10 protein-coding genes are annotated in these 11,675 nt (G+C 62.4%); 5 read left to right on the top strand and 5 right to left on the bottom strand.

The genetic code is table 11. The features are described from left to right. Positions 1-61: 61 nt before the first annotated feature. Positions 62-1,141, top strand: a complete 1,080-nt coding sequence (locus EV700_RS15680) for a PA0069 family radical SAM protein (protein WP_130415546.1) — start codon at positions 62-64, stop codon at positions 1,139-1,141. Positions 1,142-1,154: 13 nt separating this feature from the next. Here EV700_RS15680 and EV700_RS15675 read toward each other — a convergent pair whose 3' ends face one another. Together EV700_RS15675 and EV700_RS15670 are read right to left on the bottom strand one after the other, a co-directional pair. After that, positions 1,155-2,465 carry a hypothetical protein gene (locus tag EV700_RS15675; RefSeq protein WP_130415544.1) on the bottom strand — a complete coding sequence of 437 codons (1,311 nt, stop codon included), beginning with the start codon at positions 2,463-2,465 and terminating at the stop codon, positions 1,155-1,157. A gap of 11 nt (positions 2,466-2,476) precedes the next feature. Further along, positions 2,477-2,821: a DUF1622 domain-containing protein gene (locus tag EV700_RS15670; protein WP_130415542.1), complete on the bottom strand. Its 345-nt coding sequence runs from the start codon at positions 2,819-2,821 to the stop codon at positions 2,477-2,479. Positions 2,822-2,900: 79 nt separating this feature from the next. On the opposite strand from EV700_RS15670, the gene EV700_RS15665 reads away from it, so the two are divergent. Then, entirely contained in the window at positions 2,901-3,293 is a 393-nt protein-coding gene (locus EV700_RS15665; RefSeq protein WP_130415540.1) for an RNA-binding S4 domain-containing protein, read from the top strand. A gap of 202 nt (positions 3,294-3,495) precedes the next feature. On the opposite strand, the gene EV700_RS15660 is transcribed toward EV700_RS15665, so the two are convergent. The 3 genes from EV700_RS15660 to EV700_RS15650 form a co-directional block, all read right to left on the bottom strand. Continuing rightward, the gene (locus tag EV700_RS15660; RefSeq protein ID WP_130415538.1) at positions 3,496-4,773 is read right to left on the bottom strand and encodes an OprO/OprP family phosphate-selective porin; all 1,278 of its coding nucleotides are present in this window, start codon (positions 4,771-4,773) and stop codon (positions 3,496-3,498) included. A gap of 68 nt (positions 4,774-4,841) precedes the next feature. Continuing rightward, positions 4,842-5,411 (bottom strand): 2-hydroxychromene-2-carboxylate isomerase, encoded by a 570-nt coding sequence (locus EV700_RS15655; RefSeq protein ID WP_165391520.1) that lies wholly within the window; start codon positions 5,409-5,411, stop codon positions 4,842-4,844. 116 nt (positions 5,412-5,527) lie between these two features. After that, complete coding sequence (locus EV700_RS15650) at positions 5,528-6,928, bottom strand: FAD-binding oxidoreductase (RefSeq protein ID WP_130415533.1); 1,401 nt, start codon at positions 6,926-6,928, stop codon at positions 5,528-5,530. Between the two features lie 84 nt (positions 6,929-7,012). On the opposite strand from EV700_RS15650, the gene serA reads away from it, so the two are divergent. The 3 genes from serA to EV700_RS15635 all read left to right on the top strand — a co-directional run bounded on the left by serA (position 7,013) and on the right by EV700_RS15635 (position 11,577). Continuing rightward, positions 7,013-8,242 (top strand): phosphoglycerate dehydrogenase, encoded by a 1,230-nt coding sequence (gene serA / locus EV700_RS15645; RefSeq protein WP_130415531.1) that lies wholly within the window; start codon positions 7,013-7,015, stop codon positions 8,240-8,242. A gap of 111 nt (positions 8,243-8,353) precedes the next feature. Further along, positions 8,354-10,366 (top strand): DUF3857 domain-containing transglutaminase family protein, encoded by a 2,013-nt coding sequence (locus tag EV700_RS15640; RefSeq protein WP_165391519.1) that lies wholly within the window; start codon positions 8,354-8,356, stop codon positions 10,364-10,366. Next, positions 10,363-11,577 (top strand): hypothetical protein, encoded by a 1,215-nt coding sequence (locus EV700_RS15635; RefSeq protein WP_130415527.1) that lies wholly within the window; start codon positions 10,363-10,365, stop codon positions 11,575-11,577. Before EV700_RS15640 ends, EV700_RS15635 begins: the two co-directional genes overlap by 4 nt. Positions 11,578-11,675 lie beyond the last annotated feature (98 nt).

Below are 11,675 nucleotides of genomic sequence, written 5' to 3'. Positions count from 1 at the left end.
CCTGCCGCCGCCAGGCAGATGCGCCTATGATCTGACCATTCCGAATCCGCCGGACCTGGTCATGCAAACTCCCGGAGCGCCGCGCAAGGGTCGCGGCGTCAACAGCAATCCAGCCAATCGTTTCTTCCCCACCCGCAGCGAGGCGGCGGATGACGGCTGGAACACCGAACCCGATCCGCTGCCGCCGCTGCAAACCACCGTCACGATCCAGCGCAGCCGCACGATCATCTCGCGCAACCAGTCGCCCGACATCCCGTTCACCATGTCGATCAACCCTTATCAGGGCTGCGAACATGGCTGCGTCTATTGCTACGCCCGCCCCTCGCATGCCTACCTCGACCTGTCGCCGGGACTGGATTTCGAAACCCGGCTGTTCGCCAAGCCCAACGCGGCCGCGCTGTTGCGGCATGAACTGGCCAAACCGGGCCATCAGGTCAGCACCATCAACATCGGCGCGAACACCGATCCCTACCAGCCGATCGAGCGCGAGTGGAAGATCACCCGTTCCTTGCTGGAAGTGCTGCGGGAAGTCCGGCATCCGGTGGCGTTGATCACCAAGAACGCCATGATCCTGCGTGACCTGGATCTGCTGGGCGAGCTGGCCCGCCAGAATCTGGTGCAGGTTTTTGTCTCCGTCACCAGCCTGGACCCGGAATTGAGCCGGGTGCTGGAGCCTCGCGCCAGCGCGCCGCACCGCCGCCTGCAAACCATTGAGCGACTGAGTGCCGCAGGTATTCCGGTGGGCGTGATGGTCGCGCCGCTGATTCCCTTCATCAACGATGCCGAGCTGGAAAGGATTCTGGAGAAGGCGGCAGCAGCCGGGGCGCAACGGGCCGGGTATGTCTTCCTGCGGCTTCCCCATGAATTGAAGGATCTATTCCGCGACTGGCTGCAAACCCATGCGCCGCTGAAAGCGGCGCGGGTGATGGCGGCGATCCGGGCCTCGCGCGGCGGCAGCGACAATAACTCCGCCTATGGGCAGCGCATGACCGGGGAAGGCCCGCTGGTGGATCTCCTGCGACAGCGCTTTGCCGTGGCCGTCCGGCGTTACGGCTTGAATCCGCCGCGCAGCGGCGGACTGCGAACCGACCTGTTCCGGCCACCGCGTGCAGACGGGCAACTCAGCCTGTTTGACGATTAGGGCGGGACCGGAATCAAGGCGTGCGGAAACGGAAGGACAGCCACGATGGCGCAGCCAGTTCATTCTGGCCTTGCGGCAACAGGGTGCTCCAAGGGGTGACGCGAAGATGGCCGTCCAGCCGGAAGCGCGCGCGGACGGTCCAGAAGTAACGGGTATCCGCGGCCAGCGGGACTTCCAGGACATGGCCCGGCTCAGCAAGACCGTCACGCGCATAAACCACGGCATCCGGCACATCTTTCTCGGCGCGGGCGATGCGCAGGTCATAACGGACATCACTGACCCTGTCCATGACATCCGGCGACTGCCGACGGTCGCTGTCGCGGGGAAAAGCCTGCCAGCGCATATGCGGCTGCAGGTTGTCCACCTTCACCCAGTTCAGGTAACGCCCCAGGATCGGGTCCGGTTTCACGGCCCCGCGAGTCAAGGGGAAAAGCGGCGCCAAGCCGTACGCCACCGCGCCCTGCCCGGCAGAGTGCCCGCGAGTATCGGGAAAGGGATAGCGCAGGAACGCGGACTCCACGGCCTGCTCACCCAGTACGTCATAGGCATGTTCCAGCATCGCCAGCAAGGGCTGACCGTTATCGGCGGACCAATCCAGTATCTTGTGGCGCTCACCTTCATAGCGGATGTCACGGACCAGCAATTCCCGGTTATCACGGGTGTCCACCAGCCGCAGGTGCGCCTGCATGTAGCCCTGAACGGGTGCGTTAATACCGTCGCCCTGTGTCCCGGCGCGAGTTACCGTCACCACCAGAGCCTGCCCGACTCCCGCATCGGCCAGCGAAGTGAAATCCCCGCCCTGTATTAATGCCGATGCCTGCGCCGCCTCCAGCGGTGCTGTTCTCAGCCCCTGCTTGGTCATGGCCGCCAGGATATGTTGCCTCAGCGCCTCCTGCACCTGCTGGGCCTGGGCAGCGGCGGTCAACCCGGCCTCGGCCGCTTTGACCTGACCGCCCGGGGGAGCCAGCACGGCTCCCGTCGCCGCCCCGACGCCGCCGGCTACGGTGCAGATCCCCAAAATGAATACCGCCAGACCGCCACACAAACCACCGGTGCAGGTTCCCTGCATCATCGAGGCGCCACAGGCCAGAAAGGTTGCCCCTCCTGTCTGGGCGGCCCCCTTCAGCTTGCCATGCGCAAAACCGTCAAAACTCACTACGGGCAGGTCATCCGTGGCCAGCACCGCCACCACGGGGGCGGCTGGCACGGCCGCCGGGATCACCGGGGCAGAAGCGCAGCCCGGTAAAACCGCCATCGTCAGGGTGCATGCCAGGACTCCCATCCGCCAGCGGCGGGCAAACTGCATCGTCAGCCGGTCAGCCATGCAAATTTCCCTCAGCCGGCGTGCGGCTCTTCGCGCATTTCCCGTTGCAGAAAGAAGTTCAGGCCGGTCCGGATGACGGCAATCGCCCCCAGCTGACCGATCTGCTGCCAGCTGGGCGCCACCGCCGTGGACAGAATGTCCGCCGCCAGCTGGAATTCCAGCGCCAGCGCCAGATAACGCGCCAGCTCCAGCCGCACTACCGAAAACCCGGCGCTGCGGCCGCGGCTCCACTCCACCACCAGATGCCTTAACGCCACGAGGATACCGGCGGCGATGATCAGCGCGCCAATCAGTTCGATGCCCAGCTTCAGCCACATCACGGATTCCACGATGAAAAGCTCGGTCTGTTCAAACATGGGATCTTCCCCTGACTGGTATTTTTTCAGTATAACCCCAACTGATTTGGGGGATTCCATCCTGATAGCGGAGTTTTCGATGACCGATAGTGATGACCGCGTCCGCGCCGACAAGTGGCTGTGGGCGGCCCGTTTTTACCGCACCCGCTCGCTGGCCAAGGATGCCATTGAAGGCGGCAAGGTGCATTGCGACGGGCAACGGGTCAAGGTGAGCAAGGAAGTGAAGATCGGGATGGAGTTTACGGTACGGCAGGGCTTCGAGGAAAAGACGGTGATCGTGCGGGCGCTTAGCGAGGTGCGGGGGCCGGCGGCAGCGGCGCAACTGCTGTATGAGGAAACGCCGGAAAGCGCGGCGCGGCGGGCTCACGAGGCGGAGCAGCGCAAGGCGCAGAATCTGGCGTATCCGGATCATCGGCCGAACAAGAAAGAGCGGCGGCAGATTCACAAATTCCAGGACTCGTGGAAGGATTAAGTGGCTCTTTGAAATCAAGTCATCCGCCTGCCGCGGGCCCTTCTTTTTGTCTTGGCAAAAAGAAGGCAAAAACCGTGTCCTTCGCCAAAACTCGCTCACCTGGATGCCTCTGATCCACTACCCCGCTTCCATCCCTCCGTTGTCCGTTCTGTGGGCTCAGACAGTTGGCTGCGGACGGTGTTTGGGGGTGGGCGAGGACTGTCTAAAAGCTCAGCTGGGCGCGGAGTTGGGCGATGTCGGGCTGGTCGGTGTCGAGGGTGCCGTTGCCGTCGTAGTCCTTTTCGGCGCGGGCCTGGATCAGGTTGAGGTCGAAGCGGATCAGGGGGTTGGGGTACCAGTTGAGGCCGAGGGTGACGGTTTCCAGTTGGCCGCCGCGGACTCCGGCGATGGTGTCATTGAGGTCAAGGGTGTCATAGCGGAGTGCGATTTCCCAGACGCCGGCTTTGCCCAGCGGTGAGGGGCGGCCATAGGTGGCGGTTTGCATGTCCCACGGGCGGCTTTCGCCGGTGAGCGTGAAGGCGGCGGCGAGGTAAGCGCCGGTGAAGACAGCATCGGGATTTCCGGCGTTGCGGTTGACCCGGACCTGCGTGGCTTCGCCTTGCAGGGAACACTCCTGATAGACCCAGGAAAACTCCCCGGTAATGGCGGTAACGGTTTCAACGTTGGCTATCGCACCGGTGTCGACCATCTTGAAGGCGGTGACGTGCGAGTCCGGGCGGGCGCTGAAGGCGATGGTGTTGTCGGTCTTGTCGCGCCAGTAGCCGCTCAGGCCCAGCGAGACGGTGTCGCCGGGTTCGTGGCGGGGGGCGACGACCAGCCGGGCGGAGCCGCCCCAGGATTCGTTGAGCTTGGCTTGGGCATTGTTGGCGGTGTCGCCGTAAAGTCCGACGCCCAGACTCCAGTTCTCGCCCCAACGGCTCAAGGCGACCCCCTGGTTATAGTCGGGGGCGAAGGTGTCGATGGCGGCGGAGCGCTCCATGAAGGTGACATCGACGGCGCTGGCGTATTCCTCCAGTCCGTACATTTCAAAGAGGTTGCCGATCTGGATCCGGGTGTTGCGCAGGCCGGTGTAGGCGATATAGCCCTCGGTGACGCGGACTTTCTGGCCGGTCTGCACTTCCGTTTCCAGCTTGTAGTCCCAACCGGGCGCCACGGTGCCGCGCGCGCCCAGCCGCAGCGCGCGCAGCTCGGAGCCGCTGCCGAGGTCGTTGATATCCTTGCGGTAAAAAGCGTAATCCGCCTGCAGGCGGCCAAAAAAGCGGAATCGGGAAGAGCCGTCGGCGGACCGGGCGCGAAGGCCGCCGTCAACTCGGTCAAGGGCGGGTTGCGCCTTGAGGCGCGCGACTTCCGCCTCCAGGGCTTGCAGGCGCTCTTCCATGCTCATGCGGTCGTGATGCCCGGCGGCATGATCGGCCAGCACCGGCCTGGCGATCGCCAATAACAGCAGGCCAAGCAAAAGGAAATCCGGCCGCGTGCCCATAATGCGCTCCCCTTGGCGGGGCGATGACGATCGTCCCTACCAGAAGCCTAGCCGCAGCCGGGGATTTGTCAGGCCTTTTTCAGGCGATCGATCAACAGGAACAAGCGGTCCTCGCCGAAATACAGTTCGCCATCCAGCAGGAAGGTCGGCGCGCCAAAGCCACCGGCGCCGACTACGGCCTCGGTGTTCTCGCGCAGGCGCGCCTTCACCTCGTCGCTGCTGGCCTTGGCCATCAGCGCCTCGCCCACCAGCCCGGTCAGGGTCACGGGATCGGAAACGTCCAGCCCCTGCCCCCAATAGATGTCATACAGCTTCATGCTCAGCGCCGGAACCTGGGCTTCGTCGGCGGCGCAAAGCACGCGCTGTACCGTGACGGTGTTGGCGGGGAAGGATTTCGGCACGGTCAGCGGGAAACCGTAATAGGCGGCCAGTCGCGACAGGTCCTTGAACATGTAGGGCATCTTGGCGGGCACGGTGAAGGCCGGGCCGGTGTTGCCGGTGGCCTTGAACACGCCGCCCAGCAGACAGGGACGCCAGCGCACCGTCGCCAGTCCGTCCAGTTCGTGGATGCGCTTGGCGGCGACATAACTGTAGGGGCTGACGATGTCGTAGAAGAAATCAACAATGGGCAGGGACATGGCGCGGCGGTCTCTCATCGGATGGTTGGCGTTATTGTCGGAACTCCCTGCTTCAGGCCAAGCGGGAGACTCCGAACATTACACCGGCCTACCGGCCGCGCCAAGGGGAGAAAGGGTCAAGCGTCCAGATCGAAAATCTTGCCCGGATTGACCACGTTGTTGGGGTCGAACACCTGCTTGATGGCCTTGAGGTAGGCGATTTCTTCCGGCGAACGGCTGTAACCCAGGTACGGCTTCTTGGTCATGCCGACGCCATGCTCGGCGGAGATGGAGCCGTCATACTTCTGCACGGTCTCGAAAACCTGCTTGTTCACCACCTGGCACTTGGCGAAGAACTCGTCCTTGCTGAGGTCGGCGGGCTTGAGGATGTTGAGGTGCAGGTTGCCGTCGCCGATGTGGCCGAACCAGACCACGTCGAAATCCGGGTAGTTTTCGGTGACGATGGCGTCAATGTCTGCGATAAAGGCGGGAACGCGGCTGATCAGCACCGAGATGTCGTTCTTGTACGGTGTGTACTTGGCGATGGTCTCGGAGATGTCCTCGCGCAGCCGCCACAGATTCTGCAGCTGGGTTTCGTTCTGGCTCATCACGCCGTTGACCACCCAGCCCTGCTCCACGCAGTGCTCGAACAGGGCCATCGCCTGCTCTTCCATCGCTTCCGACAGCGCCTCGAATTCCAGCAGGGCATAGAACGGCGTGGCTTCGGGGAACGGACGCGCGACATCGCCGCTGGCGGTGACGCACTGCACGGCCAGTTCGGAGAAGAATTCGAAGGCGGTCAGGTCCAGCTGCGCCTGGAAGGTGGAGAGGATGTTCATTACCGACGCGAAGTCCGGGGTGCCCAGCACCATCACTTTCAGGTTACGCGGCTTGCGCTCCAGCTTGATCTCGGCCTCGGTGACAAAGCCCAGCGTGCCTTCGGCGCCGATAAAGAGGTGACGCAGGTCATAGCCGGTGGCGTTCTTGATCATGCCCTTGTTCAGGCGCAGGATATCGCCCTTGCCGGTGACGACGGTGAGGCCCAGCACCCAGTTGCGGGTCATGCCGTAGCGGATCACCTTGATGCCGCCGGCGTTGGTGCCGATGTTGCCGCCGATCTGGCTGGAACCGGCCGAGGCGAAGTCCACCGGATAATAGAGATCCTGTTCATCGGCATATTGCTGCAGCTGCTCGGTGACGACCCCGGCCTGCACCCGCACCAGCCGGTCGGCGGCGTGGAATTCCAGTACCTTGTTCATGCGATCGAAGCTGATCACCACCTCGCCGCTGGCCGCGACCGCCCCGGCGGACAGGCCGGTGCGGCCGCCGGACGGCACCAGTGCGAACTTCTCAACGTTGGCCAGGCGGACAATGGCCTGGACTTCTTCCGTCGTGGCCGGAAAAACAATGGCGGACGCGGCGGGCGTGAAGTGCTTGGTCCAGTCAACACCCCAGGTTTTCAGGCTGTCGGCATCAGTCTTGACGCGGGTTTCCCCGACAATGGCTTGGAGCTGGTGAAGGGCGGAAGGGGTCAGCATGGCGTATCCTGAAATCACGTGGTTTGGCAAGGCGTTTATGGTATCATATGCGGCTTGAATTTTCGGCCTTCAGGAACCGCACCCATGAGCCAACTCTCCCTCGACAAAGCCAAGATCCGCTTCCTGCTGCTGGAAGGCGTGCACAAGAACGCCCTCGACGTGCTGAGCAACAATGGCTACACCAATATTGAATACCTGCGCGGCGCGCTGGACGAAGATGCCCTGATCGAAAAGATCAAGGACGCGCACTTCCTGGGCATCCGCTCCCGCACTCAGGTCACCGAAAAGGTGCTGGCCGCCGCTAACAAGCTGATTTCCATCGGCTGCTTCTGCATCGGCACCAACCAGGTCAACCTGAAGGCGGCCATGGAGCGCGGCATTCCTGTGTTCAACGCCCCCTACTCCAACACCCGCTCCGTGGCCGAACTGGTGCTGGCCGAAGCCATCCTGATGCTGCGCGGCATCCCCGAGAAGAACGCGCTGGTGCATCGCGGCGGCTGGTCGAAGTCGGCGGAAGGCTCCTACGAAACCCGCGGCAAGACCCTGGGTATCGTCGGCTACGGCTCCATCGGCTCGCAACTGTCGGTGCTGGCCGAGTCGCTGGGCATGCAGGTCATCTACTTTGACGTGGTCACCAAGCTGCCGCTGGGCAACGCCCGCCAGGTCGGCGCCATGGACGAACTGCTGTCCACCGCCGATGTTGTCTCGCTGCACGTACCGGAACTGCCCTCCACCAAGAACATGATGCGCGCCGAACAGTTCGCCAAAATGAAGAAGGGCGGCATCTTCATCAACGCCGCTCGCGGCACCTGCGTGGATATCGACGCCCTGGCCGCCGCGCTGGAAAGCGGTCATATCGCCGGCGCCGCCATTGACGTGTTCCCCAAGGAGCCGAAGGCCAACGACGAGGAATTCCTGTCGCCGCTGCGCAAGTTCGACAACGTCATCCTCACCCCGCACATCGGCGGTTCCACGCTGGAAGCCCAGGCCAACATCGGTCTGGAAGTAGCCGAGAAGTTCGCCCGCTATTCCGACACAGGCACCACGCTGTCGGCCGTGAACTTCCCGGAAGTGGCGATTCCGCTGCAGCCGGGCAAGCATCGCCTGCTGCACATCCACAAGAACGTGCCGGGCGTGCTGTCCGCCATCAACCGCGTGTTCGCCGAGAACAACATCAACATTTCCGCCCAGAGCCTGATGACCAACGAAGCCATCGGCTACCTGGTGATGGATGTCGATGCCGACTACTCCACCGTCGCCCTGCAAAAGCTGCAGGAAATTGACGGCACCATCCGGACCCGCGTGCTTTACTAAGCCGTCCAGCGCCGGACGAGGCCGCCTCCGGGCGGCCTTTTTATTGCGCCGGGCTTGGTGGTCCGAAGCCGTTTTGTTATCGTTCCCTGACTATTGCTCATGGATGAAGCCATGCCCTTCCCTTTCCGGATTGCCCTGTTCTGGGCCCTGCTGGTAACCGCCCTGCCGGCCTTGAGTGCGGCCGAATACAGCTTCAGCCCGCCTCCCGCCTGGGTCTCGCCGATCGGAGAAGCCGATGCCCCGGCCAAGACCGAGCAACAGGCGCTGACGACCCTGCTGACCGATGACCAGATTCATGTGGGTGCGCCTTTCGCCACTTACAGACGCCGGGTTTACACGCCGCAGACCACGGCGGGCGTGGAGGAAATCTCCGAGCTGAAGCTGCATTTCAATCCCGCCTTTGAAAAGCTGGCCATCCACCGGATTCTGGTCCGCCGTGGCGCGGAAGTACGCGACCTGACCCGCAAGGCCAACATCCGCGTGGTGGCGCGCGAAGAGCAATTGGGGGAAGGCATTCATGACGGCACCGCCACCGCGCTGGTCATCCTTGACGATATCCGCACCGGCGACATTGTCGATTACAGCTATACGGTGACCGGCAGCAATCCGATTTTCGGCGACCGCCAGTTCGGTTTCGTCGGACTGAACGGCAAATACGGCATCGAGCGCCTGCACGTCCGGCTGCTGACGTCCGACCAGCACCCCTTGCACATCAAGGCGTTCAACCAGCCCGGCCTCGACCTGGCCCCCCGTCCCGCAAACGGCGGTCAGGAATATGTGATCGAGCTGACGCATGTTCCGGTTCCCGCCTTTGAAGACAACACGCCGGTTTCCTATTCCCCCTACAGCTGGCTGGAATTCAGCGAATACGGCAGCTGGAACGATGTCGATCAATGGGCGGGGCAACTTTACAGCGCCGAAGCCGTCAAGACCGGCCCGCTGTTCGACGCCCTCTATGCACGCTTGAATGCAAGCGCGAAATCGCCCGAGGAGTTCATTCCGAAAGCACTGTTCGCCGTGCAAAACGACGTCCGCTATCTGGGCCTGGAATTCGGTGAAAACTCACACCGGCCGCGCCCGCCCGAAGAAGTGCTGAAAACCCGCTATGGCGATTGCAAGGACAAGGCCCTGCTGCTCTCCAAGCTGTTGCAGCGTCGCGGCATCAACGCCTGGCCGGCGCTGGTTTCCACCCGTTTCCAGAAGGGCATCGCCGACGAACTGGCCAGCCCCGGTGTCTTTGACCATGTGATCACGCTGGTGCGGCTGGACGGCAAGAACTACTGGCTGGACAGCACCCGCCGCTTTCAGACCGGAAAATTGCAGGATATCGGCTGGCAGGACTTCGGATACGCGCTGGTGATCGGCGATCCGAACCCGACGCTGATGAAGATGTACGACACCCTGCCCGTGGTCAACACCATGAATGTGGAAGAGCATTACTTCGCCGAAGACTTTTCCGGGCCGATCCGCCTGCAATCCGTCACCACGTTTGAGGGCAACGCCGCCGAGGCGCAGCGGGAATATTTCAGCAACCGCCCGATCATGGAAATCCGCAAGGCCTGGGCTGATTTCGCCAGCCAGTACCACGACGACCTGCGTGTACTGAAGCCGCTGGAATACGAGGATGACCCCGAACACAACCGCTTCGTGATCCGGGAGTTCTACCAGCTGGACAGCTTCTGGCAGAAATACGATGAAGGCAACATCCCCAAGATCAGCGCACCGTTCGTGCTGGCTTCTTATGCGGATGTATTGCGCGCACCCAACACCGTTGAACGCAAGGCGCCCGTCGCGTTGCCGACCCCGCGCGTGGTCAGCACCCGCATCTACCTGCACCTGCCCAGCAACCTCAACCTCAAACTGAATACGCCGCCCATCGTGATGGACGAAAAAGCCTTCCGCTTCAGCAGCCAGGACCGCTATTACGACCGGACTTACTACAACCACAGCGAACTGCTGATCAAAACCCCGGAAGTCGCAGCCACGGACTTTCCCGCCTTCCAGAAAGCCGTGCGCGAGGCCCGCAAGCAGATGGAGTTCTCGATCAGCTTCATGCAGCCGGAAAAAAGCGGCTATGCGGAAATCCAGGAAGTCCGCAAGCGGGTGCGCGGAGAACACCGTTGAGAAGGTTGACCGGTCTCTGCCTGCTGACCCTTTCCCTGCAGGTTGCGCAGGCGGCGGAAGCCGTCAACCCGGAGAAGATATTCAACACGTACTCGATGCAGGATTTCTGTCTGGATTTGCCCGCCCTGCTGGAAAGCAAGGATAACGACCGGATGGATGAACGGGTTTCCGTGGTGCAGGTCATGGATGAAATCCAGCAGCATCTTCCCGCCCGCGCAACCGCCGAGCTCGCCAATCCGATCGTGCGCCAGCGCTGGCGCATGCAGCTGCGACACGGTTTCTTCGCCAACATCCGGGCCCGCACCGGCCAGTGGTACCTGGCGGGATACAAACCCCTGCCCGACAACCGCGCCGAGTGCACCCTGATCAATGACGGCTTCCTTGAAAGGGGCGAGCTTTTTTATGCTGTCCGCATGACCCTGGCACAGGTCGGGGACGGGATTGGCATGATCGAAATGCGGGACTCGATGACCAACCAGCCCTTTTCGCGGGTCATGGGCAGCTTTTTCGCCATCCTCATGCCGGCCATGCTTGGCGGCGACACGGCGGCGGAGGGTTACAACCTGCCCTGGCAGCGCGCTTCGACCACACCGCCAGCCTCCTCAGGCCGGGGCATCCCGGAAATGCTTGCCGCCTTCGCGCGGGCGGACAACAAACAGCTGATCAATGTATTTGAAAACACCCTGAGCCCGGAAGGGCGACGCCAGACGACGTTCCAGCAAAACTACCTGCGCGCGGCCGAGGGCAATCCGGGCAAATACCGCGAAGCGCTGGGGCTTGTCATCGAGAACCGGCCCGCGAATGAGCCGACGGCGTACCGGTTGCAGCTGCACAGTATCGACCAGAACTGCCCGGAAATGCTGAAGGCGATTGATCAGCTGGAAACGGCCTGGGGGTACCATCCCGGCATGGATGTGCTCCGCCTGCACTGCCATGAACAAATGCAGGATGCCGACGCGGTGCGCCGCGTCTTCCTGCACGCGCTGGATACCGATGATGGCTACAGCATGCTCTACTGGCGGATGATGCATTACTATGCCGCTGCGCACCGTGACGAGGAAGCTCTGCTGATGGCCGACATCCTGTACCGTCGCTTTGACTACCGACTGGACAAACTGGATCAGGACGCTTCACTGCAGGCCTTCGCCCGTTCCGCCGCGTTCCGTCAGTGGCTGAAAAGGACTGAAACGGCGGCGGGAGTGAGCCACTGAGCGACAGGACCCCGCCGCCACGGCGAAAAAATGTAAAACATGAACGGGATCGCAGAACAAATGCTATTCTCGTGATCAGCTTTTAACCATCCCAACAA

Source organism: Fluviicoccus keumensis, from assembly GCF_004217445.1.
In the GTDB taxonomy this organism is placed as follows: Bacteria; Pseudomonadota; Gammaproteobacteria; order Pseudomonadales; family Moraxellaceae; genus Fluviicoccus; species Fluviicoccus keumensis.
The sequence above is the reverse complement of the archived record's forward strand: the minus strand, read 5'-3'. Positions and strand labels throughout refer to the sequence as shown.

What these genes read in the sequence shown, in the direction of transcription:
- EV700_RS15680 (WP_130415546.1), top strand. Translation starts at nt 62, where the DNA reads ATGCAAACTCCCGGAGCGCCGCGCAAGGGTCGCGGCGTCAACAGCAAT.
- EV700_RS15675 (WP_130415544.1), bottom strand. Translation starts at nt 2,465, where the DNA reads ATGGCTGACCGGCTGACGATGCAGTTTGCCCGCCGCTGGCGGATGGGA.
- EV700_RS15670 (WP_130415542.1), bottom strand. Translation starts at nt 2,821, where the DNA reads ATGTTTGAACAGACCGAGCTTTTCATCGTGGAATCCGTGATGTGGCTG.
- EV700_RS15665 (WP_130415540.1), top strand. Translation starts at nt 2,901, where the DNA reads ATGACCGATAGTGATGACCGCGTCCGCGCCGACAAGTGGCTGTGGGCG.
- EV700_RS15660 (WP_130415538.1), bottom strand. Translation starts at nt 4,773, where the DNA reads ATGGGCACGCGGCCGGATTTCCTTTTGCTTGGCCTGCTGTTATTGGCG.
- EV700_RS15655 (WP_165391520.1), bottom strand. Translation starts at nt 5,411, where the DNA reads ATGTCCCTGCCCATTGTTGATTTCTTCTACGACATCGTCAGCCCCTAC.
- EV700_RS15650 (WP_130415533.1), bottom strand. Translation starts at nt 6,928, where the DNA reads ATGCTGACCCCTTCCGCCCTTCACCAGCTCCAAGCCATTGTCGGGGAA.
- serA (WP_130415531.1), top strand. Translation starts at nt 7,013, where the DNA reads ATGAGCCAACTCTCCCTCGACAAAGCCAAGATCCGCTTCCTGCTGCTG.
- EV700_RS15640 (WP_165391519.1), top strand. Translation starts at nt 8,354, where the DNA reads ATGCCCTTCCCTTTCCGGATTGCCCTGTTCTGGGCCCTGCTGGTAACC.